The 24,673-nt window shown below is 61.5% G+C and carries 16 protein-coding genes; 8 read left to right on the forward strand and 8 right to left on the reverse strand.

Going from position 1 to position 24,673, the window contains the following annotated elements:
* The first annotated feature begins 126 nt into the window (after nt 1-126).
* The 3 genes from recC to recD are packed head-to-tail and all read left to right on the forward strand — an operon-like array spanning nt 127 to nt 9,514.
* Nucleotides 127-3,636: an exodeoxyribonuclease V subunit gamma gene (recC, locus tag FPL19_RS08910; RefSeq protein WP_150912081.1), complete on the forward strand. Its 3,510-nt coding sequence runs from the start codon at nt 127-129 to the stop codon at nt 3,634-3,636.
* Nucleotides 3,636-7,328, forward strand: coding sequence for an exodeoxyribonuclease V subunit beta (gene recB / locus FPL19_RS08915; protein ID WP_150912082.1), 3,693 nt, complete (start codon nt 3,636-3,638; stop codon nt 7,326-7,328). Before recC ends, recB begins: the two co-directional genes overlap by 1 nt.
* Nucleotides 7,325-9,514, forward strand: coding sequence for an exodeoxyribonuclease V subunit alpha (gene recD / locus FPL19_RS08920; protein WP_150912083.1), 2,190 nt, complete (start codon nt 7,325-7,327; stop codon nt 9,512-9,514). Before recB ends, recD begins: the two co-directional genes overlap by 4 nt.
* Here the strand turns inward: recD and FPL19_RS08925 are convergent.
* The 4 genes from FPL19_RS08925 to FPL19_RS08940 all read right to left on the reverse strand — a co-directional run bounded on the left by FPL19_RS08925 (nt 9,503) and on the right by FPL19_RS08940 (nt 15,154).
* Nucleotides 9,503-10,027 carry a YqiA/YcfP family alpha/beta fold hydrolase gene (locus FPL19_RS08925; RefSeq protein ID WP_150912084.1) on the reverse strand — a complete coding sequence of 175 codons (525 nt, stop codon included), beginning with the start codon at nt 10,025-10,027 and terminating at the stop codon, nt 9,503-9,505. The two genes, recD and FPL19_RS08925, sit on opposite strands and share 12 nt — an antisense overlap.
* Entirely contained in the window at nt 10,024-11,046 is a 1,023-nt protein-coding gene (locus FPL19_RS08930) for an LLM class flavin-dependent oxidoreductase (RefSeq protein ID WP_150912085.1), read from the reverse strand. Before FPL19_RS08930 ends, FPL19_RS08925 begins: the two co-directional genes overlap by 4 nt.
* Before the next feature lie 74 nt (nt 11,047-11,120).
* The gene (locus tag FPL19_RS08935) at nt 11,121-13,370 is read right to left on the reverse strand and encodes an ATP-dependent DNA helicase (protein ID WP_150912086.1); all 2,250 of its coding nucleotides are present in this window, start codon (nt 13,368-13,370) and stop codon (nt 11,121-11,123) included.
* Nucleotides 13,367-15,154, reverse strand: a complete 1,788-nt coding sequence (locus FPL19_RS08940; protein ID WP_318527382.1) for a VRR-NUC domain-containing protein — start codon at nt 15,152-15,154, stop codon at nt 13,367-13,369. Before FPL19_RS08940 ends, FPL19_RS08935 begins: the two co-directional genes overlap by 4 nt.
* A 19-nt stretch (nt 15,155-15,173) precedes the next feature.
* Between FPL19_RS08940 and FPL19_RS08945 the strand changes: the two genes are divergently transcribed.
* Nucleotides 15,174-15,713: a glutathione peroxidase gene (locus FPL19_RS08945; RefSeq protein ID WP_150912087.1), complete on the forward strand. Its 540-nt coding sequence runs from the start codon at nt 15,174-15,176 to the stop codon at nt 15,711-15,713.
* Here the strand turns inward: FPL19_RS08945 and FPL19_RS08950 are convergent.
* From FPL19_RS08950 to FPL19_RS08965, 4 genes are all read right to left on the reverse strand, one after another.
* The gene (locus tag FPL19_RS08950) at nt 15,707-16,513 is read right to left on the reverse strand and encodes a crotonase/enoyl-CoA hydratase family protein (RefSeq protein ID WP_150912088.1); all 807 of its coding nucleotides are present in this window, start codon (nt 16,511-16,513) and stop codon (nt 15,707-15,709) included. The genes FPL19_RS08945 and FPL19_RS08950 overlap by 7 nt on opposite strands.
* 27 nt (nt 16,514-16,540) lie before the next feature.
* Nucleotides 16,541-17,734, reverse strand: a complete 1,194-nt coding sequence (locus tag FPL19_RS08955; RefSeq protein ID WP_150912089.1) for a GGDEF domain-containing protein — start codon at nt 17,732-17,734, stop codon at nt 16,541-16,543.
* 141 nt (nt 17,735-17,875) lie between these two features.
* Complete coding sequence (locus tag FPL19_RS08960; RefSeq protein WP_150912090.1) at nt 17,876-18,931, reverse strand: NAD(P)-dependent alcohol dehydrogenase; 1,056 nt, start codon at nt 18,929-18,931, stop codon at nt 17,876-17,878.
* Between the two features lie 110 nt (nt 18,932-19,041).
* The gene (locus FPL19_RS08965; RefSeq protein WP_150912091.1) at nt 19,042-19,917 is read right to left on the reverse strand and encodes an AraC family transcriptional regulator; all 876 of its coding nucleotides are present in this window, start codon (nt 19,915-19,917) and stop codon (nt 19,042-19,044) included.
* Between the two features lie 159 nt (nt 19,918-20,076).
* On the opposite strand from FPL19_RS08965, the gene FPL19_RS08970 reads away from it, so the two are divergent.
* Genes FPL19_RS08970 through FPL19_RS08985 form a run of 4 tightly spaced genes read left to right on the forward strand, consistent with a single transcriptional unit; the run spans nt 20,077 to nt 24,649 of the window.
* Nucleotides 20,077-21,567 (forward strand): CoA-acylating methylmalonate-semialdehyde dehydrogenase, encoded by a 1,491-nt coding sequence (locus FPL19_RS08970; RefSeq protein ID WP_150912092.1) that lies wholly within the window; start codon nt 20,077-20,079, stop codon nt 21,565-21,567.
* 8 nt (nt 21,568-21,575) lie between these two features.
* The gene (locus FPL19_RS08975) at nt 21,576-22,742 is read left to right on the forward strand and encodes an acyl-CoA dehydrogenase family protein (RefSeq protein ID WP_150912093.1); all 1,167 of its coding nucleotides are present in this window, start codon (nt 21,576-21,578) and stop codon (nt 22,740-22,742) included.
* A gap of 33 nt (nt 22,743-22,775) precedes the next feature.
* The gene (locus tag FPL19_RS08980) at nt 22,776-23,555 is read left to right on the forward strand and encodes an enoyl-CoA hydratase (RefSeq protein ID WP_150912094.1); all 780 of its coding nucleotides are present in this window, start codon (nt 22,776-22,778) and stop codon (nt 23,553-23,555) included.
* Nucleotides 23,556-23,566: 11 nt separating this feature from the next.
* Nucleotides 23,567-24,649: an enoyl-CoA hydratase/isomerase family protein gene (locus tag FPL19_RS08985; protein WP_150912095.1), complete on the forward strand. Its 1,083-nt coding sequence runs from the start codon at nt 23,567-23,569 to the stop codon at nt 24,647-24,649.
* Nucleotides 24,650-24,673 lie beyond the last annotated feature (24 nt).

The following is a 24,673-nucleotide window of genomic DNA, read 5'->3' on the forward strand; positions in this document are numbered from 1 at the left end:
GTGTTGCGCAAGAAAATGTCTGATCTACAACAACTTTGAGATTTCTACTTTAGTCTGGCTGACCCATAACTATGGTAGTCTGACGTCAGAGATTTTGCAGCTTTCCGCCAACCGACAAGAGCCGGTATGCCCCATACACCCCCCATCCGGACTGGCTTCCACGCCATCCACGCCAACCACCTGGAGGATCTTCGTCGGGCCGTGGTGTGGATCTGCCAGCAGCACCCTGTTCCGCCCCTGGCCAGTGAAACTTTTCTGGTTCAGAGCAACGGTATTGCCCAGTGGCTGAAGCTGGCGCTGGCGGAAGACCCGATGGGGGAATCGGATGGTGGTATAGGTATCGCCGCTGGAATGGACTTCCTCTTTCCGTCCCGCTTTATCTGGCAGGCGTACCGGGCGGTTCTTCCTGCCCACGAGGTTCCCGAGCAATCCCCTTTCGACAAGTCCAGGCTGGTGTGGCGGCTTTTCCGGCTTTTGCCCTCACTGGTACATCAACAGGACGTGTTCTCTCCGCTCCGACGGTTTCTGGAGGGTACCGATGCCGATACCCGTTGCTATCAGCTGGCGGGCCAGATCGCCGACCTTTTTGACCAGTATCAGGTGTTCCGGGCCGATTGGCTTACGGCCTGGGAGCAGGGCCGGAACACCATCGAGCTGGCTCGCGGGGAAGTGCGGGAGCTGACGGACGACCAACGCTGGCAGCCGGTGCTCTGGCGGGCGCTGGTGGACGATGTGGCGGGGCTGTCCGCCACCAGCCGTTCCCGGATTCATACGCGGTTTATGGAGCACGGCCGGCATCTGACCGCCAGTGATCGCCCTTCGGGCCTGCCGCAGCGGATTATCGTGTTCGGCGTTTCCTCCCTGCCGCGACAGGCACTGGAAGCCCTGTCGGTGCTCAGCCGGATCAGCCAGGTGGTGCTTTGCCTTCACAACCCTTGCGAATTCTTCTGGGCCGACATCATCAGCGACCGGGATCTGCTCACCGCCAGCCGGCGGCGCGGCAAGGAGCATGAAAAACTGGCCAGCCTGACCGACCCGGATGCGCTCCACCAGCATGCCAATCCGCTTCTGGCCGCCTGGGGCAAACAGGGGCGGGACTACATCCGGTTGCTGGACGAATTCGACAACCCTGATCAGTACCAGAGCGCCGTGACCACGCCGGACGGCCGTATTGATATCTTCACGGCGCACGGCGAAAGCGGAAAGCCCCGGGTACTTCATCAGATACAGGACGATATCCGCACCCTCACGTCCCAGCCGGAAATGCTGCAGCAGAAACGGCGGTTGAGCCCGGCAAACGATCACTCGATCGTATTTCACCGCACCCACAGCCCCCAGCGGGAAGTGGAAGTGCTGCATGATCAGCTGCTGGCGGCCTTCAGTGCCGACTCCTCCCTGCGTCCCCGTGACGTGATTGTGATGGTCCCGGATGTGAACGCCTATGCCCCCCACATTCAGGCGGTGTTCGGGCGCTATTCGCCGGGTTCGTCTCGGTATATTCCGTTTACCATCTCTGATCAGCAGCAGCGTCACCGCCAGCCGGTACTGATTGCCCTGGATTCACTGATGTCGCTGCCGGAACACCGCTTTGGCGCCAGCGAAGTGATCAGCCTGCTGGATGTGCCTGCCGTCCGCCGCCGCTTTGACATCGCCGAGTCGGATCTGCCGCTGATTCGCCAATGGGTCGAGGGCGCCAACATTCGCTGGGGCCTGCACGCGGGGCACAGGCAAAGCTTTGATCTGCCTGATGGCCTGGCCCGCAATACCTGGCAGGAGGGCCTGCGCCGCATGTTGCTGGGCTATGGCACCGGCCCGGACGACGCCTGGCAGGGCATAGAACCCTACGGGGAAATTGGGGGGCTACAGGCGTCGCTAGCGGGCAACCTTTACCGGTTTGTGGAGAGGCTGGAGCAGCTCTGGGAGAAACTGGCGGAAGATTACACGCCTGGCCAGTGGCTGGAACTGATTCAGTCCATGCTGGAGCAGTTTTTCGATGAATTCACGGATGACGAACTGCTTCTGGTCAACCGGCTGCGCCGACAGGCGGAGCAGTGGTTTGAGGATTGCACCAGCGGCGGCATGGAATTCGAGACCCTGCCCCTGTCCATTGTTCGCGAGGAACTGCTGGAGGGGCTGGAGGAAGGCGGCCTGAACCAGCGATTCCTGGCGGGTAAGGTCAATTTCGCCACCTTGATGCCCATGCGTGCCATCCCCTTCAAGCGGGTGTGCCTGCTGGGAATGAACGATGGCGACTATCCCCGCTCACGCCCGCCGGTGGATTTCGACCTGATGGCCCAGGACAGTCGACCCGGCGACCGCTCCCGGAGGGAAGACGATCGTTACCTGTTTCTGGAAGCGTTGCTTTCCGCCCGGGAGCAGCTCTACATCAGCTGGGTGGGGCGCAGTATTCGCGACGATTCCGAACGGCCGCCTTCGGTATTGGTGGCCCAGTTGCGGGACCACCTGGACGCCGTCTGGTCCACTGGTTCCAGAACCAGGGCCGCCGACGCCCTGACAACCGGCCACCCGCTGCAACCGTTCAGCCGTGAGTATTTCCCTGTTGATGGTGCAGGCCGGCCCGGCCTGTTCAGCTATGACCACGAATGGCTCCAGGCTCATCAGGCCGTTGAGGCAGACGAGGACCAACCCCTGGATTACCTGGCACCGGCAGCACCGTTGACCCTGTCCGAACTGGCCGCGTTCCTGAAAGCGCCGGTGGACACTTTCTACCGGCGCCGGCTGCAGGTCCAGTTCATCAACGTGCAGACCCAGGACACGGACAACGAGACCTTCCGGCTGGATGGCCTGCAACACTGGGCGCTGGAGCGGGAACTGATTGATCAGGCGTTGGTGAAAGCCACCGACGAGTCGGATCTGGAAGAGCGCCTGCAGGACCGCCTTCAGCGTATGCGAGCCAGAGGCGACCTGGGTATGGCGTCAACAGAGCAGGTAGCCGAACAGCAGATCTACAGCCGCATGCCGGATCTGTTCCGGCGCTATCGGGAAGCTCTGCAGGACTGGCCGGATGAGCAGGACCAGGCCTGGAATTTCCGCCGGTCTTTTAAAAGCGAACAGAATTATGAAGTAGAAGTAGCCGATCGCATTGGCCAGCTCCGGACCCGGCCGGACGGCGCCGTCTGTCGGGTGGTGATTGCCAGCAGCAGTCTGCTGGAAAAAAACGGTGGGGCCAAGGCGTTAAAATACGCTTCCGTATTGGAAGACTGGGTGATTCACCTGGCCGGGTGCAGTCTCCACGAGGATTTCCACACTCTGGTTCTGGGTAAAGAGGAAAACCGCAAAGTGCTGTTGCCTCCGGTTGGGCGGGATCAGGCCCGGCAGCTTCTGGATACGCTGCTGAAATACTGGATAATCGGGCAGACTACGCCATTACCGATTGAGCCTGGCACTGCCTATGCTTACCTGCGTGGCCTTCATCCGCCCAAAAAAGAGGGCAGCGAGGAGCTGGCGCTGGAAAGGGCCGAGCAGGCTTTTGATGCCACCCTGGCCTATCGCGGCGCCTACCTGGGCCGGGCCTTTCCGGATTTCGAATCCCTGATTGGTACCGATAATTTTCCCGCGCTGGTCCGTGACCTGTATCAACCACTCTGGCAATGCGAACACGGAGGCCGTGCCTGATGAGCGAGACGGTGCGCACCCTTGACCCGCTGACGCTGCCCCTGAAAGGCAGTCGCCTGATTGAAGCCAGTGCCGGAACTGGTAAAACCTTCACCCTGGCGCTGCTGTACGTGCGCCTGGTACTGGGTCACCGGGAAGCCGAACAGCCGCTGACGGAGGGCGTGATGCCCCCGCATCTGCTGGTAGTGACCTTTACCGAAGCGGCCACCAAGGAACTCCGGGACCGTATCCGCGCTCGCCTGACCGAGGCCGCCGCGCTCTTTGGCCAGCAGCCCGATCTTGCCGACATCGCCACGGATACCAAAGACCCGCTGCTGAACCTGCGCAACCAGTGCCCGACCGGTGACTGGCCCGCCTGCCAGCGCAAGCTGTTGTTGGCCGCGGAATGGATGGACGAGGCCGCCGTATCCACTATTCACGGCTGGTGTAACCGCATGCTCAGCGAGCACGCCTTCGACAGTGGCAGCCTTTTCCGCCAGACCCTGGAAACCGACCAGACCGAACTGCTGGACGAAGTGGCCCGGGATTATTGGCGTACGTTTGTTTACTCCACGCCACCAGAAATGATCGACGCGGTGCTGGACAACTGGGCGGACCCCGAGAGCCTGCGTAAATCCGTTCGCAACCTGCTGCCCCACGTGGATGCCTTGCCGGCCGATCCGCTATCGCCGCAAGAGGCGGTCAGCCAGGCCCTTGAGGCAAAACAGAAAAGGCTTCTTGAACTCAAGCAGCCCTGGCCCCGGTGGTGCGACGAGCTGACGGAATTGCTGGAAGACACTGCCAAACCAAAACCGAAACCCCTTCACGGCGGTACCAAGAACACCATCCAGAGCGCGGTGAACCATCTACGGGACTGGGCCACCTCCGACGCTGACGAACCCAAAGGCCTGGTCAAAAGCGAACTGAAAGGTTACGAGTATCTGGAGGCCGAAGGCTTCGCCGGCAAGTGGACCGGTGACGAGCCGCCGCCCCATCACCCGGCCATGGACGAAATCAGTATCCTGAAACAGGCCCTGGCGGACCTGCCCAGACCCGGCCCGGCCATGCTCAACCACGCGGTACGCTGGATCGCAAAACGCCTGCACGCCGAGAAGCAGCGCCTGGCCACCATGGGTTTCGACGACCTGCTGACCCGGCTTGATGAGGCCCTTGCCGGCCCTCAGGGCGATCGCCTGGCGGCCACCATCGCGCGGCAGTTTCCGGTGGCCATGATTGACGAATTCCAGGACACCGACCCAGTGCAGTACCGGATTTTCGATCGCATCTACCAGGTAGCGGCGAACAATCCCGATGCCACCCTGTTGATGATCGGCGACCCGAAACAGGCCATCTACAAGTTCCGTGGCGCGGATATCTACACCTATCTGGCTGCCCGACAGGCGGTTAGCGAACGGACCTACACTCTTGGGACCAACTTTCGCTCCTCCAAAGCCATGGTGGATGGTGTGAACCAGGTGTTCGCCTACGCCGACCAGGCCAGGGTGGAAGGGGCGTTTTTGTTCCGTACCGACGCCGGTAACCCGCTTCCCTTTACGCCCGTTAACGCCAAAGGCAGCGACCGGCAATGGTGGGTAGACGGCGAGGCCGCGACGCCGCTGACCTTCTGGACGTTTGGTGACGACGAGGGCGTGACCAAAGGCGATGCCAGATCCAGTCTTGCCGGTGCCTGCGCCACGGAAATCGCCCGCCTGCTGACACTTGGGCAACAAGGCCTGGCCGGCTTCCGGCCCGAAAGTGATGCTGGTGCAGTAGAGCCCCTGCGTCCGGAACACATTGCCATTCTGGTAAATAAACGAGATGAGGCTGAGGCTGTGCGGCGGGCGCTAAGCGACCGGGGTATCCGCAGCGTTTATTTGTCTGACCGCAACTCGGTACTGAATTCGCCGGAGGCCGTCGAGCTGCTGCAATGGCTCCATGCCTGTGCCGAACCCGGGCAGCTGTCGCTGCTGCGCGGTGCGCTGGCCACGCCATCCCTGGGGTTATCCCACTCGCAACTGGACCGTCTGCTGAGTGATGAAAACGCCCTGGACCGGGAGATTGACCGTTTCCAGCACTATCGCGAGCTGTGGCAGAGCCAGGGTGTTCTGCCCATGCTGCGCCGCTTCCTGATGGACTTCGATGTGCCCGCCAAGCTGCTGGCTCACCACAGCGGCGAACGGGCGCTAACCGATATTCTGCACCTGGCTGAACTGCTTCAGGCCGACAGCCAGCAGTTGGACGGTGAACACGCCCTGGTGCATCACTTCACCGAGCTGCTGCAACAGTCAGACGATGAAAGCGAGCACCGCACCATGCGCCTGGAAAGCGATTCCGGTCTGGTGAAGGTGGTGACCGTGCACAAATCCAAGGGCCTTGAATATCCGCTGGTGTTCCTGCCCTTTGCCACCGAACACCGTCAGGAAAAAGCCGGGCAGAATTTCCTGGCGTTCCATGATCCTCAGGGGCAATTGCAGATCTCACTGGCCCCGGACGAGCACACACTGGCGCTCGCCGACCGGGAACGCCTGGGCGAGGACATCCGCAAACTCTACGTGGCACTGACCCGCGCCCGTCACGCCACCTGGGTGGGGGCTGCCGGCATCAAAAACTGGCACCTGAGCGGGCTGGGTCACCTGATCAGTGGACCGGCTCAGACAAACGAGGTTGATCTGACACCCCAGCTTCAGGCCATGGCGGCGGGGGAGGCAAGCATTGAGATAATGCCGGCGCCGGAGCCGGACGATCTTCGCTACGTCGGCGAACCGGAACCACCGCTGGGCCCGGCACTGGAGCCCACCCGGGAAGCCCGTGAAAACTGGTGGATTGCCAGTTATTCCGCGATCACCTACGGCGCCCTCAGCGGTTTCAGGGGCGATTTCCAGCCCGCCAGCGAGGACGCGGAACAGGAAAATCTGCGGGAAGAAGATGCGGCCAATACAGAAGAATCCCCGGTGCCGGCCGCGCCGCCGGACGGCAAACACGCGTTTCCCAAAGGCTCCGGCCCCGGCACCTTCCTGCACGATATTCTGGAGTGGTGTGCCACCCGGGGTTTTGATCAGGTAGTGGCGGCGCCGGATGAGCTTCACACTTTGCTTCAGCGTCGTTGCCAGCTCCGCCACTGGGAAGCCTGGGTAGACGTGCTGCACGGCTGGGTTCTGCGCCTGCTAACGGTCGACATTCCACTGCCGGATTCGGGCCAGACCTTTACATTGGCCACACTGGATAGCCCGCGCCCCGAGCTGGAATTCTGGTTTAAAAGCAGACAGGTAAACACTCTGACCCTGGACCGGCTGGTGCAGAAGGGCACCCTGAATGCAGAACCACGGCCCCGGGCCCACGAAACTACCTTTAACGGCATGCTGAAGGGCTTTATCGACCTGGTGTTCGAGCACCAGGGCCGCTATTACGTGCTGGATTACAAATCCAACCTGTTGGGGGAGGACGACAGCGCCTATGTCCCCGACGCTATGCGCGCCAGGATTCTGGAATCCCGCTACGACCTGCAATACGTGATTTATCTGCTGGCGCTGCATCGCCTGCTGAAGGCGCGGCTACCGGACTACGACTACGACACCCATGTGGGCGGGGCGGTCTATCTGTTTCTGCGGGGCTGTGATGCGCCCGGTGCCGGCGCTTTCACCGAAAGGCCGGACAAAGCCCTGATCGAGTCCCTGGACCGCCTGTTCTGCGGCCAGCCGGAGGTTGCGGTATGAGCACACAGGTACCCCTGGCCGAATTTGCTTCCGTGGATGACGCACTCGGACTGCTGGACCGCTGGGTCGATCTGGGCTGGCTTAGGGCGCTGGACCACGCCTTTGCTGAATTTGTCTGTACTCTCTCATCACAGGCCTCTGCAGAAACGACGCCCGGGGAAAAAACCAGCGCTCCCAATGCTCAGCTGGCAATCCTGGCGGCCCTGGTGTCCCACCAGGTAGGTCGTGGCCACGTATGCCTTGATCTTGGTCAGCTGTGCCAGGATGCGGAAGCCACCCTGGTACTGCCGCCGGAGGGCACCGCCAGGCTGGACGAGGCACCGGAGAGTCCGTCGAAGCCGGTGGATCTCTTCCGTGACACCGCCACCGACAGGCTGGTCGAGGCAATTATCCACAGCATTGCCGTCAGCGACGGTAGCCGTTGCACGCCCCTGGTACTGGAAGGCACCCGCCTTTATCTGCGCCGGTTCTGGCGCTATGAGCAGGGCATCGCCGCTGGCATCCGTCAGCGCCTGAGCCCCGGCGGGGCCGATAGCGATCAGCAGCTCTCGCTGGCGCTGGATACGCTTTTCGGCCAGCAGGACGCGGTGGATTACCAGAAAGTCGCCTGCGCCCTGGCCGCCCGCAATCGTTTCAGCGTCATCACCGGCGGGCCGGGCACCGGCAAGACCACCACGGTGCTCAACCTGCTGGCGGCGTTACAGTCCATGGCCTGCCAGAAGCCGGGGTTGGACCCGGATGACCCCTATCTGCGAATCCGATTGTCGGCCCCCACCGGCAAGGCCGCCGCGCGGCTCAGTGAATCCATTGGCGGAGCCCTGAGCAAAGTCCCGCTGGCTGCGCTTCCTGGCGCTCCGGATGCCTCGGCAATTCCGACAGAAGTTACCACCCTGCATCGCCTGCTGGGCAGCCGCCCGGGTTCACGTCAGTTCCGCTACAACGAGGACAACCCGCTGCCACTGGACATCCTGGTGATCGACGAAGCCTCCATGGTGGATGTGGACCTGATGGCCTCGGTGTTCGCAGCCCTGCCAGAGAATGCCCGCCTGATCATGCTGGGCGACAAGGATCAGCTGGCCTCGGTCGACGCCGGTGCGGTACTGGGGGAGTTGTGCCAACGGGCGAACGCGGGCCATTACCGGCCCGAGACACTGGAATGGCTGGAATCCGTCACCGGTTGCCGGCTTCCTGAGGAGCTGGCCGATGCCAGCGGACAACCGCTGGACCAGGCGGTGGGCATGCTGCGCAAGAGTTACCGCTTTGACGAGCACAGCGGGATCGGTGTCCTGGCGCAGGCCACCAATGAGGGCCGTTTTGATAAAAGCCTGATCAGCCAGTGCCAGACCCAGACCTTTCCCGACGTCGCCTGGCTTGGACGGTCCGAGTTAATGACTGATCCGACGGACAATCCATCCACAGCCGATGCCCTGCTACCGCTGGCTCGCCACGCCCGCACCGGCAGCGCCGGGGCGTTTCTCAATGCCGGCGAGGGTCGAATGGTGAACGGTGATTCGGTGAGCGCACCTGTCGGCTACGGGCACTATCTGCAGATCATGTCCGGACAACGCCCCCACGCCACCGATTCCGAGGCGGATCGCCTGGAATGGGATGCCTGGGCAACGAAGGTGCTCGCCGCTTTCAGCCAGTTCCAGGTGCTATGCGCCTTGCGCAAAGGCCCGTTCGGCGTGGAAGGGTTGAACCAGCAGGTAGCCAATGAACTTCGCGCGTCCGGGCTGATCGTTAAAACCGAAGGCTGGTACGCCGGCCGCCCGGTGCTGGTGACCGGCAACGACTACAACCTGGGCTTGATGAACGGCGATATCGGTGTGACTTTAAGCGTGCCCTGGGATCACGACGAAGCGGGCAAGCCGGTTCAGACCCTTCGGGTGGCATTCCCGTCCAGTGACGGCAGCGGCACTATCCGCTGGATATCCCCCAGCCGTTTGCAGTCCCTGGAAACCGTTTACGCCATGACGGTGCACAAATCCCAGGGCTCCGAATTTACCCATGCCTGCCTGGTGATCCCGGATCGGCTTACACCGGTACTGACACGGGAGCTGATCTATACCGGTATCACGCGAGCAAGACACTGGCTCAGCCTTGCCGTTCCTCAGGAAGGGGTATTGCGTGATGCAGTCGGCCGCAGTGTGGTGCGGGCCTCCGGACTGGCCAGATTACTGGCCTAGACAGTCCTTCATAAACCTACGGAATTCGGTCACCAGTCGCGGCAGACTCTCCTGAAGCCGGTGGCCGTCTGGCAGCGCCAGCAGCGGTATATCCTGCTCTCTGGCCAACTCAATCACCGGCATCGGCAAAACCACATCGTCGTGCCAGCCGTGAATAATCTGGGTGTGGCGGGCCTGAATCTTCGGGCTGGACTGGGGATAGTCCTTCATGGCCAGTGCCGGCGCCAGCAGGAAACAGCCCAGAACCGGGCTTTCGGCACTGGTCTGGGCGCACACCCAGCCGCCCATGCTGGAACCCACCAGGATGCAATTCTCAGGCTCCGCACCGGACGCTTCAATGGCGGCGCGCATCTGCAGCAGCCGCGTGGCCGGGTCCTTGCTGCTGCGATGGTCCAGGGCCATGGCGGTTACCCCGTCAAAGGTTTCCGCCTCGGCTTTCAGGGCCTGCACCTTGGTGCTGTCAGGGCCGCTTTCCAGGCCGTGGGACAGAAATACGTGAACGGGGTTGGTCATGAAAGGCTCCTTTTTTCGGTGCGGTTTTCCGGTCGGGTGGCGGCAAGAATATCCAGTGCGCGGCGCCGCTTTTCCGGATCGTAAAGATCAATGGTGAACATCAGTTCGTCGACTTCCACCGATTCCAGCAGACGATCAAGCTGCTGGCGAATGGTATCAGTGCTGCCCAGCAGCTGCAGTGACAGGAAATCCTGAACACCGGCCTTCTCGCCGCTGTTCCATAGCCCGTTCATGGATTCCACCGGTGGCCTCATCCATAAGGGCTGGCCGCGGAATAGCGACAGAATTCGTTGATAGCTGGTGGTGGCCAGAAAACGCGCTTCCTCGTCTGTGTCTGCGGGAATCGCCGGCACCGCCAGCATCGCATAGGGCCTCGCCAGGGTGTCCGATGGCTGGAATTGGCTGCGGTACAGGTGGATGGCCTCACGATACAGGCGCGGGGCAAAATGCCCTGCGAAGGCGTAGGGCAGTCCGCGCTGGGCAGCTAGTTGTGCGCTGTACAGGCTGGAACCAAGCAGCCAGATAGGCACGTTGGTTCCTGCCCCGGGAATTGCTTTGATCTGCTGGCCGGGCTGCAATGGCCCAAGCAGTTGTTGCAGTTTGGCCACGTCTTCCGGGAACTGCTCGGCCCCCAAGTGTTCCCTTCTCAGTGCCCGGCTGGTAATGGGGTCGGTGCCGGGGGCCCGGCCGAGGCCGAGATCAATCCGTCCCGGGTACAGGCTTTCCAGAGTGCCAAACTGCTCGGCCACCACCAGCGGCGGATGGTTGGGCAGCATGATGCCGCCTGAACCGACCCGCAGGGTTTTGGTGGCCCCGGCGATATGACCCACCAACACCGACGTTGCGGAGCTGCTGATGCCTTCCATATTGTGATGCTCGGCCAGCCAGAACCGGTTAAAGCCCAGGTGCTCGCCGTGTTGAGCGTAGGCCACGCTATTGGCAAGGGTCCGGCCCACCGAATCACCTTCCCGCACCGAGGCCAGCTCGAGCAGGGAGTAGGGAAGATCGCGATACGACATTGAAAACTCCAGATTGGTAATGGAAGCAAGGATAACAAATCCGTCAAGGGTTTCCCTCGATCATCACGCCCGCATCACCACCAGCCCGGCAAAAGGGCACGAACTCGGGGCTGTAGAAAACGGTCATCCACCAGCCAGATCACGCCCCGGTCCTGCTGGGTACGAATCACCCGGCCTGCCGCCTGTACCACCTTCTGCATGCCCGGTATCAGGTAGGTGTAGTCATGGCCTGTCCGGAAACGAGCCTCCAGGCGCTGGCGCAGAATTTCGTGCCAGTTGTCGAACGGTGGCAGGCCCAGGGTGGCGACAAAGGCGCCGATAAGCCGGTTCCCGGGCAGGTCGATGCCTTCGCTGAAAATCCCACCCAGTACCGCAAAGGCTATGCCACTGCTGTCTTCGGCAAACGCATCCAGAAACGCCTGGCGTTGTGGCCCCGACATGCCCGGCTGCTGTTTGCGCTGGGGGATGTCCGGCGCGAATCGGGCAAGGGCATCACTGACCTGATTGAGATAGGCAAAGCTGCTGAAAAACGCCAGATAGTTGCCGGGTTTGTCCCGGTACTGACGGGCGATCAGTTCGGCGATGGGCTGCAGGGAGCGTTCCCGGTCCGGCTTGCGGGTGCTGATCTGTGGTGTGAAATGCACCTGAAGCTGGTCTGCGCTGAAGGGGCCTGGCAGGGAGCGAAAGCGGGTGCCGTCCGGCAGGCCCAACAGATCCCGGTAATATTCGCCCGGCGACAGGGTGGCGGAAAACAGGAGGGTGCTTCGCGCCGCTTCGAAACGTGGTGCCAGAAAATCCGCCGGAATCAGGTTCTGGATCGACAGGCGGGCGTCACCCCGTCCGGGTCTGGCCAGTTCGCACAGGGAGTGGTCGCCGAAGACATCCGCCAGTTTTGAGAAGGCCAGGCATTCAAACAGCAGCTCCTGCAGGGTCAGGTCCGGCGGGTTGTCCGCCAGATGATCGCTGATGGCCGACACCAGTCTGTTCAGGGCGCCGGTCAGGCTGACGGGCAGGTTGTCCAGATTAACCGCCGGCTCGCCCACCTCCGGCGCCTGTTCGCGGATCAATGCCTGCCAGGCCCGCGCCACGCCGTTCACGCCGGCTTTTAGACTTTTGGGCGCCTGCTTTTTTGCGCGCAGCAGACGGCGCTGGCCCAGGGTCACGGAATACATGCCCCGGGCCCGGTCCACGAGATTGTGGGCCTCGTCAATCAACAGCCCGACCTGCCATTCGTTCTGGCGAACCAGGGCGTGCAGCAACGCTGACTGATCGAACATGCGATTCACATCCGCCACCACCAGGTCGCACCAGCGGGCCATTTCCTGGGCCAGGAAATAGGGGCAGATGTTTGCATCCGCAGCGATTTTCGCAAGGGTATCCCGGGTCAAAACCCCCGGGCGGTCCGCGGCAGCCTGTCTTGCCGCCGGCAGACGGTCGAAAAAGCCTTTGGCCAGGGGGCAGTCGTCGCCGTGGCAGGCTTTGTCCGGGTGTTCGCAGGCGTGGTCCTTGGCCACCAGTTCCAAGGTGCGGATTCGCAGCGGTCTGGCCTGTGCGCTGGCCAGATTCTCCACTGCGCCTATGGCGACCTGACGGGCGGTGTTGCGGCTGGTGAGGTAGAAAAGGCGATCCTGCCCGGCCACCGGCATGGCCTTCAGTGCCGGAAAGAGTGCCCCCATGGTTTTGCCCAGCCCGGTAGGCGCCTCCAATAACAGAGACTGCTCCCGCACGCTGTTGATGTACACGGTTTCCGAAAGTGCCCGTTGCTGCGGCCGGAAATCCGGGAACGGAAAGGTCAGGTCAGACAGCGACTGGTCTCTGGCCTGCCGGTGGGCCTGCTCCTGTTCTGCCCAGCCTGCATAAAGGGCGCACAATTCCTCCAGTTCCTGCCACAGCTCTGCTGCCGTGGCAGTTTCGGTGATCGGTGTCTCCCGGTCCTTGCCCACATCGTAGTAAATCAGCGCCAGTTCGATCTCGGCCCGCTTTTCCTCCCGACACAGCAGGGCGCCATAGACCCGCAACTGGGCGCGATGGAGATGGCGCTGGGCTTCGCGAACCCGGGACAGGTCGCCCCGGTGGGTTTTGATCTCCTCCAGCCGGCCGGCAATCGGGTCCCAGCCGTCGGCGCGCCCACTGACCAGCAGGTTGCCACACTGGCCCGCCAGCGGCCGCTCACTCTGGTAGCGGGGGCCGCGCCGGGCCTGTACTTCACCATGGCCGGCAATCCCTTCTTCGGAGGTGGGCGCGGGGGTGTAGCGAAGGTCGAGATCGCCTTTGCGTGCGGCGAATTCGCAGAGCGTTCTTACGGAAACCCTGTAAGCCGTCACGGGGGTGTCTCTTGCCAGCGCACATAGCAAACCGATACCGGTATTCCCTGCTCCACGCAGTATTCCAGCCAGCGGGTCTGATGATCCTGCAGTCGGTCGCCGGGGCCCTTCACTTCGATCATTTCGTAACGCCGTTCTGGGTCCGGATGTTCAGGCTCAAAGCGAATAAGGTCGGGGAAGCCACTCCGGTGGATACGAAGGTCCGCCATCAGCCGATGGAACAGTAATCTCAGGTGTTCCGCCGGAATACAGGCCAGTGCCATGTCCAGCAGCGATTCGGTCAGCACGGGCCAGATCACAAAGGGTGACGCGATGCCGTATTTCTGGCGCCAGGTCCTGCGGATGATCTCCGGATAGGTGCCGTCTTCCAGGTGCGCCAGGCAGTCTTCGAAAAGCGCCTGCCGACGATTCAGGAAATCCTCCCGGTAAAGATCGACGGGGCCGGTATGAAAAGGGTGGAAAAAGGCGCCGGGCACGGGGGCAAAAATCGCAGGCCAGCACAGCAGGCCGAACAGGCCGTTGATCAGGGTGTTCTCCACATAGGTAACCGGGCTTTCCGCGGTGTGCAGGTGCTCGAGAGTGCGCCATTCCACCGAGTAGCCTTCTGGGTTGTCCAGAGTCAGGGTGACCGTGGGAACGGCAGGCGGGGCTTTGCGGGCCGGTACCGGCCGGGCCAGTTTCTTGGCCAGCCGGGACATCAGGCGTTTCAGTCCCTGAACCTCGGCATCGTTGCGGGGTTGCTCGGCGGCCTTCAGTGCGATTTCCCAGGCCTGTTGATACTGTTTCTGGCGCTCCAGCAGCCGAAGGTGACGCAAGCGTGCTTCGCGGTGGTGGCTTTGCCCGTAGGCAGTCAGGGCCAGAGCAATGTCCCCGCCGCGTTCGGCCAGGCGGGCCAGTTCGAACAGCAGTCGGCCGCGTCGGCTTTCCAGCCAGGCATTGTCACCGGCATCGGGAATATCCCCCATGATGTCTTCAGGCGGCTCGCCCTCATCCAGCCGTTCCCGGCACTGCTGCAGTAGCAGGTATCGGTCAACGTCGGCTCGGGTGTCAAAGGCCCGGGCGTCCGGGGTAAACGGCACCTGCTCGAACTGCTGGTGGCCCAGTTCCACCAGCACAAAATCCGACCAGCTCTGACGCAGGTTGCCGAAAAACATCAGTCGCAGCCGATCAAACAGGTCCATGTGCTGCAGCCGAACCAACCGGGTCTGGCTGTCCGGCAGCCAGCGCGTCACGGGTGCTCGGGCGGGAAAGGCGTCAATCATCGCGGCCCGGAGCTGCCCCTTGGGGGCGCTGATTTTCAGCCCCAGCTCAGTGACGAACTCCGCCAGGGCCGGTCTCAGCTCGGCAAGGGTGTAAAGCCGGAAAAGCTCGGGTACATGGATCTCCGGTGTCGGGTCGATCCAGCCGGATTCTTCCAGTTCACTCATCAGCGCCGGAATCGGCCGAGTCAACTCCGGGTAGCGGAGCTTTTCCTGTCGGAAGTGCTCGCCGGTACGCATCACCATTCTGGCGGCCAGTGCCCGGGCGTCCGGTGACAGCGCCATCAGGGAGTCGATAAGGCGGCATTCTTCTTCAAGAAGCAGATCCCTGTGGTGCTGATGAACCCAGCGAACCACCGTCTCGAAGTTGGCCAGGTAGTAAAGCGGATCGTCCAGGTCTGCGGTACCGGGAATCCGGGGCTGATCGGATACTGATGGGGCTTTTGGCGTTGCCGTCATGGACTCGTGGTTTTCAGAAGGTGAAACTGTTTCAGTGGGCAGAGCGTAAATATTACCAGCGATCATGCCTTAAGGAGACGCCGTCATGCGACTGTTGTTCGCGCTTGTACTTTCCCTGCTGCCGTTCACGCTGCAGGCCGCTGAATGCCCGGCTTTTCTGGATCAAGACCTGCGAAAACTGCATTCCGCTGATTCCGTTAACCTTTGTGAGCTGGCGGCGGGCAAACCCCTGCTGGTGGTGAACACGGCCAGCCGTTGCGGGTTTACCGGTCAGTTCGACGGCCTTGAGAGCCTGCACAAGAACTACCAGGACAAAGGCCTGGTGGTTGTCGGGTTCGCCAGCGACGATTTCCGTCAGGAAGCAGACAGCGAAGCCGAGGCCGCCAGCGTCTGTTTCAAGAACTATGGCGTGACCTTCACCATGATCGCCCCCACCTCGGTAACCGGTGATGGGGCCAACCCGGTGTTCAGCGAGCTTAACCGCCAGGCCGGCCAGCCGGGGTGGAACTTCTACAAATACGTGGTTAGCCCCGGGGGTGAGGTAGTAGCCCGTTTCCCCAGCCAGGTTGCGCCGGGTGATGAAAAGCTGCGCAATGCCCTCGATCAGGCGGTAGCCGGTTACTGACCGGAATCTTCGAACTTTCCGTGGCGTCCGGCACCGCCGGCAAACCGGCTGGCTCCCTCAATGGCTTCTGCAAAAACCACCGGGTAGCCGCCGGCTCCTTCTGCCGCCAGGGCGTCCGACTGGGAAAGATCCCACTGGCTGATTGCCGATGCACGGTCCACCCGCAGACACTGCTGGGGAAAGCCGGCAATCTGCCGCGCCAGTGTTTCGGCCGCTTCGCGGGCTTCACCGTCCGGTACCACACGGTTGGCGAGTCCCATGGTCAGGGCTTCTTCCGCGTCTACGGGGCGGCCGGTCAGAATCATGTCCATGGCGCGGCCGTGGCCCACAACTCTGGGTAGCCGCACTGTGCCGCCGTCGATCAGTGGCACGCCCCAGCGACGGCAGAACACGCCAAAAACGGCGGACTTTTCGGCAACCCGCATATCGCACATCAATGCCAGTTCCAGCCCGCCGGCCACGGCGTAGCCGGAAACCGCGGCAATCACCGGCTTGGTAAACGCCATTCGTGACGGGCCCATGGGGCCGGGGGCGGTACCGGTAGGTTCAATGTGGTTGCGCCGGTCCGGGTCGCCTACGGCTTCCAGGTCTGCTCCAGCGCAGAAATTGCCACCGCGGCCCCAGAGCACCGCCACTTTCAATGCGTCGTTCCGTTCAAAGTCTTCAAACGCCGACAGCAGGGCCTGGGCCGTTTCGCGGTCGACGGCATTGCGGCGGGTTTCACGGTTGATGACCACGGTGATGATGTCGCCGGAGACTTCGGTATAGACCGGCGGGTTGTCGGGCGAGGGTGTTGTCATTGTAAAGCTCCGGGGATCTGCCAGGACCTAGAGTAACGCCGGCTGTTCTGAAATTTCCGGGAATTCGGCGCGGTTTCGACCTCTGTTCTTGGCAGTATACAGAGCGGTATCGGCTTCCTGCAGCATATCGGCGAAGGTTCGGTGCCGGGGCGCCATTCGGATCCCCCCGATGCTGGCAGACAGCTCCATTGGGCTGCCCTTGATGTGCGGCCCCCGGCGGGCGATGGTTTCCAGCAGGCGGTTGGCGATGCGGATGAAGTCCTTGTCGTCGGACAGCGGTAATACCGCCACGAACTCCTCCCCGCCGATCCGGCCCACGATGTCGTCCTCCCTCAACTCCGCCTCAAGGATTCGCGACACCTGGCGCAGCACCTCATCACCGGCGGCATGGCCCCACTGGTCGTTGATCAGTTTGAAATGATCCAGGTCCAGCATCAGCACGGCCAGGGCGGAATTCGACGCCCGGGCCCGGCTGAACGCCCGGGTGCCTTCTCGCAGCAGTGAGCGGCGGTTGTAGAGACCGGTAAGCCCGTCCCGCTCAGCCAGGGACCGCAATCGGTTTTCCGAAATTGAGAACGCCATAAGTGGCAGCGCGAGGGCGGCACCGGTGGCGAGAAAAATGTGGTTGATCAGAATCAGGCGCAGAATGGTTTCCAGCCCATGCACCCCACCGACCAGCTGATCCACCGCGATAATCAGCGCCTGGGCCATCATCAGCACCCCGTGAAGGGTGAACAGAAACTGCAGTACACGCACCGGTAGACGAACCTGTGTCGCGATAGCCGACAGCCGGTAAATGGCAACACTGAAGACCAACGCAGAGAATAGCGCGGTGATGCCCCGCGCCAGGGTTTCTGACTGCAGGAAGGTGCTTGCTATCAGGATCAGGTAGAGGCCAAAGGCGCCGAGCCCAAAGCGGTAGAACAGTCGCTGGTGGCGCGATGGTAGCCGTGAAAAGCTCTGCAGGCCCATCAGTACCAACAGTGGGGACAGCCCCAGAAGCGCCAGGGCCAGAAAACCGGTCACAAACGGGGCATCAACAAACACTCTGGCACCGGCAAGCAGGCTGCCTGCAGCAAAGGCCGCGCAGGAAAAGGCCCAGATGCGAAAGCAGGGCTGGCGGGCACGCAGATGATAGATCCACCACAGCAAACCCCCAATCAGCAGATTGAGCGCGATGGATACGATTACCAGCGTTGGCAGATGCAATTGGATGTTCAAGCTTCCCTCAGATTTACCTGGCCCAGCGTTTCAGGTTAGACCTGGGCGAAGTAAAGCTCCACGGGATTTCTGTGTCGATTGGTACGGCGGGAAAAGACGCCGCCGGGGCTGTGCCGGCGGCGTTGGGGTCAGCCGATCTGATCAGCCGTTTTTCAGGGTTTTCATGTCGATCACGAAGCGGTATTTCACGTCGCCTTTTTTCATGCGTTCGTAGGCTTCGTTGATGTTCTTGATGTCGAGCATTTCGATATCACAGGTGATGTCGTGCTCGGCGCAGAAATCCAGTACTTCCTGGGTTTCCGGCATACCGCCAATCAGCGAACCGCCAAGCACGCGACGTCTGCCTACCAGGGCCCCTGCCTGAACCGGCGGTTCAATGGGGTCCAAAAGACCTACCAGAATATGGGTGCCATCGACTTTCAGGCTGTTCAGGTAGGGATTCACGTCATGCTGAACCGGTATTGTGTCCAGCATGAAATCGAAGGTTTCCCTGGCGGCTTTCATCTGGTCCCGGTCGGTGGAAATGATCACATGGTCTGCACCCTGCTTCTTGGCTTCGGCCACCTTGCTTTCGGAGCGGGTAAAGATGGTGACTTCCGCGCCCAGGGCCTTGGCGAATTTCACGCCCATATGGCCGAGGCCGCCCATGCCGATCACGCCCACTTTGTCACCGGCTTTCACGCCGTAGTGGCGCAGCGGTGAATAGGTGGTGATGCCGGCACACAGAATGGGCGCAGCCGCCGCGGGGTCCAGCTTCTCGGGCACTTTCACCACAAAACGCTCGCTGACTACGACCTTGTCGGAGTAGCCGCCAAAGGTGATGCTGCCGTCATGACGGTCTTCGCCGTTATAGGTGGCGGTCATCCCCTCGGCGCAGTATTGCTCGAGGCCGGATTCGCAGGCGGAGCAGCTGCGGCAGGAATCCACCATGCAGCCTACGCCCACCATATCGCCAACTTTATAGCCTTTGACGTCGGGTCCGACGGAGGTTACACGACCGATGATTTCGTGGCCGGGTACGACCGGAAACTGGGTGACGCCCCAGTCGTTCTGGGCGAAGTGAATGTCGGTATGACAGACGCCACAGTAATCAATCTCGATGGAGACGTCGTCCGGGCGCGGTTCACGACGGTCGAAGCTGATTGGAGCCAGTTTGGAATTGGCCGATTCAGCTGCGTAACCTTTTGCATTCGCCATGGTTCAGTTTCCTTTATTTATCCGTGTTGATGTTCACTTGATAGTTAGTTAACTACGAAATAACTGGGGCCTGGATTACCGATTCCAACCGCGGGGCGAACTATCTACGACTAATGTCGATGCGTGTGGCGATAGTCGGTGGGAGACTGTCCCATGATCTTCTTGAACAGCCGCGAGAAATAGTAACTGTCGTCATACCCCAGCATTCGGCTGATGTGGGCGAACGAGTGGCCGGTGGCATCCAGCAACTGGCAGGCCTGCTCCACCTTAAGATGAAGAAAGTGCTGGATCGGAGAAACCCCGGTGGCCTGACGGTAGCGTGTGGCAAAATGGGCAGGCGACAGCCCGGTCAGATCTGCCAACTGGTCCAGCGTGATGCGCTCGGCCAGATGTTCCCGCATGAAATTGTGGATTATCTCCAGGTCGGGCTGGGTGGTTTGGGCTGCCTGGTCCAGGCTCAGGGGCACGCCCGCCAGCAGTTGTCTCAGGCGATTGGCCACGTGCACCAGCCCCGCCGAGCGAAACCCGGTCTGTTGCACCGACAACAGGCCATTGAAATCCACCAGCAGCCGCGGTTGGCGGCCGATGTGCTGAACGTGCAGGCCGTCGACAAACCCCATGTGATGCGCAAAGGCGCTGGCCAGCGGACCGGTGTAATGAACCCAATGAATTGTCCATGGGTTGTCCGGTGCGGCGGTGTAGCGATGGGCGGCCCCGGCGGGAATCAGCACCAGGTCGCCGCCTTTGACGAAGCAGGGCTGATCCTCGATGTTCAGATAGGCCTCGCCCTCCGTGCACAGAATAAGCAGATGGTCATTGTGCTGCTCCCGATGCATATGATGGCCTTCAGCCCGCCGATAGTGGCCGAAAGCAAGCGGGTAGAGGTCCCGGGTTAGCGGATGCTGAGACAGCCCACGGATCACCGGGGCGGGAATGACATAGCGGATGCTGTCCGGCGGCACAGGCCATTGGGAGGTGCGGGTCATAATCCGTGTGTCCAGGGCTTCAATATCGAAAGATAGTCCAGCATGAGCGAAAGTTAGTCAATCATCCGGCTTTCAGACCCTGTGCTAGCATCAGAGCCATTAGCCAATAAATTGAATAGTCATAATCCCCATACCGACAACAAAGACAGGGAACATCCCATGAAACAGGTACCTCTCTACCTGGGCGGCGAGTTCGTCCAGTCCAGCACTGACCAATGGATCGACGTAACGGATCCCGCCACCAACGAAGTTATTGCCAAAGCACCCTGCACCACGGCCGAGGAAATGACCCGCGCCATCGAAAGCGCCAGCGAGACCTTCAAGGCCTGGAAAGAAACCCCGGTGTCCGAGCGGGCGCGGGTGATGATGCGCTACCAGGCACTGCTGAAAGAACACCACGATGAAATCGCCGAGATTCTGTCCAGCGAGACCGGCAAGACCTTTGAAGACGCCAAGGGTGACGTCTGGAGGGGTATCGAGGTGGTGGAACACGCCGCCAACGTTCCCTCCATGATGATGGGTGAAACCGTGGAAAACGTGGCCCGGGAGATCGACACCTATTCCATCACGCAGCCCCTGGGCGTCTGTGCCGGTATCACCCCGTTCAATTTTCCGGCGATGATTCCCCTGTGGATGTTCCCGCTGGCCATTGCCTGTGGTAATACCTTCATCCTCAAGCCTTCAGAGCAGGACCCACTGACGCCGACCCGCCTGGCCGAGCTGTTCGAGGAAGCCGGCGCGCCGAAGGGGGTATTGCAGGTAGTTCACGGTGGCAAGGAGCAGGTCGACCGGCTGCTGACCGACCCTGCTATCAAGGCTGTTTCGTTTGTGGGTTCGGTCCCGGTTGGCCGGTATATCTATGAAACCGGGACTCGCAATATGAAGCGGGTGCAGAGCCTGGCCGGTGCCAAGAACCATATGGTGATTCTTCCGGACGCGAACAAGCAGCAGGTGATCAATGCTCTGGTAGGTGCGTCTGTGGGAGCGGCCGGTCAGCGCTGCATGGCGATTTCCGTGGCGGTATTCGTGGGCGAAGCCCAGCAGTGGATACCGGAGGTGAGAGACGCCCTGGCCGCGGCAAAACCCGGCGCCTGGAACGACAAGGGAGCCAGCTATGGCCCCATCATCAGCCAGAAAGCCAAAGAGAAAATCGAGCACCTGATCGGACGCGGTGAAACAGAGGGCGCCAACCTGCTGCTCGATGGCCGCGGCTGCACCGTCGATGGCCTGCCGGACGGCAACTGGGTTGGCCCCACGCTCTTCTCTGGCGTGACCGAGGAGATGGAGATCTATCGGGAGGAAATCTTCGGCCCGGTTCTGTCCTGTATGGAAGTAGACAACCTTTCGGATGCCATCGCCCTGGTCAACCGCAGCCCCTACGGCAACGGTACCTCGCTGTTTACCAGTTCCGGTGGCGCGGCCCGGCGCTATCAGCACGAAATCGACGTGGGCCAGGTGGGCATCAACGTGCCGATTCCGGTACCGCTGCCGTTCTTCTCTTTCACCGGCTGGAAGGGTTCCTTCTACGGTGATCAGCACGCCTACGGCAAGCAGGCGGTGCGCTTCTATACCGAGACCAAAACCATCACCGCGCGCTGGTTCAGCAGCGATGCCGAGGCAGAAACCAACTTCTCCATTCGCATGCGATGAGGTGAGCCATGAATTTCAACCTGACAGACGACCAGTTGGCGTTTCGACAGGCGGCACGGTCTTTTGCGGAAAAGGCCATGGCGCCCCACGCCGCCAAATGGGACGCGGAGCACACCTTCCCCGTGGAAGTTATCCGCGAGGGTGCCCGGCTGGGTTTCTGTGGCATCTACACACCGGAAGCCCAGGGCGGCATGGGGCTTTCGCGATTGGACACCAGTGTGATTGTGGAAGAACTGGCGGCGGCCTGCCCCTCCACGGCGGCGTTCTTCACCATTCACAACATGGCCACCTGGATGGTGGCCAGTTTCGGCAGTGACCCGGTGAAGGAGAAAATTGCCCCCCGCATGACCAGCGGCGAATGGCTGGGCTCCTACTGCCTGACCGAGCCCGGTGCGGGGTCGGACGCCGGCAACCTGCGTACCCGCGCCGAGAAAGACGGCGACAGCTACCTGATCAGTGGCAGCAAGGTGTTCATCTCCGGCGCCGGCGCTACCCAGATGCTGGTGGTGATGGCCCGGACCGGCAGCCAGGAAAGCGGCAGCAAAGGCGTGAGCGCCTTTGTGGTGCCAGCCGACGCGGACGGTATTCACTACGGCAAATGTGAAGAAAAAATGGGGTGGCACAGTCAGCCCACCCGCCAGGTGACTTTTGAAAATGTGCGCGTGCCAGAAGCCAACCGACTGGGCGCAGAGGGCGAGGGCTTTCATATCGCCATGAAAGGCCTGGACGGCGGCCGCCTGAACATTGCCACCTGCTCCCTCGGCGGCGCCCAGGCGGCTCTGTTGCGGGCGCGGAACTATCTGCACGAGCGGGAACAGTTCGGCCAGCCCCTGGCCGGTTTCCAGGCCCTGCAGTTCAAGCTGGCGGATATGGCCACGCAGCTTGTGGCGGCCCGCCAGATGGTGCGTCTGGGTGCGTTCAAACTGGATACCGGCGACCCGGAAGCCACCCTGCATTGCGCCATGGCCAAGCAATTCGCCACCGATGCGTGTTTCGAGGTCTGCAACCAGGCCCTGCAACTGCACGGCGGCTATGGCTACATCCGCGAATACCCGCTGGAACGCTACGTGCGGGATTTGCGAGTGCATCAGATTCTGGAAGGTACCAACGAAATCATGCGTCTGATCGTTGCACGCCGGTTGCTGGAAGACGGCGTCGCTGAGGCTATCCAATAGCCCTCCAATAAAACAGGACACAGGGACTGCACCATGAGCGAATTTTTGAAACTGGAAAAACGGGATCACGTGGCAGTGATCACCATCAGCAACCCACCGGCCAATACCTGGACCCTGGAATCGCTGACCCATCTGACCACCCTGGTGGAGGGCCTGAACGAAGATCGCGCTATCTATGCCCTGGTGATCACCGGCGAAGGCGAAAAGTTCTTCTCCGCCGGGGCGGATCTGAAATCCTTCGCCGACGGTGATGCCGGCAATGCCAACGCCATGGCCCAGGCCTTCGGTCAGGCGTTTGATGCACTGACCCGTTTCCGGGGCGTATCGATTGCGGCGATTAACGGCTACGCCATGGGCGGTGGCCTGGAATGCGCCCTGGCCTGTGATATCCGCATCGCCGAGGAACAGGCCCAGATGGCCCTGCCGGAAGCCACCGTGGGGTTGCTGCCCTGCGCCGGCGGCACTCAGAACCTGCCCTGGCTGGTGGGAGAGGGCTGGGCCAAGCGCATGATTCTGTGCGGCGAACGGGTAAAAGCCGACAAGGCCCTGGCTATTGGCCTGGTGGAAGAAGTGGTTGGCACTGGCGAATCCCTCGACAAAGCGATGGCGCTGGCGGCGATGACGGCAAAGCAGAGCCCCTCGTCCATCGCCCGCTGCAAGACCCTGATCATGAGCGCCCGGGATGGCCGCAGCCACGCCGATGGCTGGCGGATGGAACGGGAACTGTTCGTGGACCTGTTCAGCACCGAAGACCAGCGCGAAGGGGTGAATGCGTTTCTTGAAAAGCGCACACCGCAGTGGAAAAACCGATAACACAGAAGACTATGACCGAAGCATCCGTAATTTTTGAAGAACACCCGGGTCACAACGGCTGGGTTCTGGGCGTAGCCCGACTGAACGCGGCCCAGTCCATGAACGCACTGACCCTGGACATGATTCGCGAGTTGCAGCCCCAGCTGGAGCGATGGGCGGAGGATGAGCGAATCGCCGCCGTGTGGCTGGAAGGCGCCGGCGAGAAAGCACTCTGTGCCGGTGGCGATATCGTGGCGCTTTACCGTTCCATGACCGAATCTGCCCAGCCCGGCAGCGTCAAAAGCGAAGGCGAGCAGTTTTTTGATGAGGAATACCGCCTTGACTACCTGATCCACACCTACCCGAAGCCCGTCGTCGTATGGGGCAATGGCATTGTGATGGGCGGTGGCCTGGGCCTGATGGTGGGCGGCTCCCACCGGGTGGTTACCGAGTACTCAAAGCTGGCCATGCCGGAAGTGGGTATTGGTCTGTATCCGGATGTGGGCGCAGGCTGGTTTCTGAACCGGATGCCCGGGCGCACCGGGTTGTTTTTGGGGCTGACCGGTGTGCGAATGAATGCGGCGGACGCCCTGTTTGTGGGGCTGGCGGACCGTTTTATTCCGCAGGAGCAGCGGGCCAACGTGCAAAGTGCGTTGCTGGTCAAAGACCTGAGACACAATCCAGACGCCGGCGTTAGCCAGGTATTGCGACGTTTCGAGCGCGGTGGCGAGGCGTTGAAGCCCACCTCGCCGGTGCGGAACCATTTCGATGTGATCCAGACCCTCACCGATGGCGATTCGCTACCCGAAGTGGTGAAGAATCTGGCCGACTACGCCGGTGACGATGAATGGCTTGTCAAAGCCCTGAAAACGGTTGAGAAGGCGTCTCCAACGTCCCTTTATCTGCACTGGCGACACTACCATCGCAGCGCCCACCTTGGCCTGGCCGAGGTATTTGATCAGGAGTTGCAGATGTCCCGCCGCTGCCTGGTGATGGGCGAGTTTGCGGAGGGGGTTCGGGCGCTTCTGATCGACAAGGACCTGAAGCCGCGCTGGCGTTTTCCGGGCCTTGAACAGGTTGATCCCAAGTGGGTGGATGAGTTTTTCACCGGTTAAAACACTCAGAACAGAACAACAACA

This window comes from Marinobacter halotolerans, from assembly GCF_008795985.1.
Lineage (GTDB): Bacteria > Pseudomonadota > Gammaproteobacteria > Pseudomonadales > Oleiphilaceae > Marinobacter > Marinobacter halotolerans.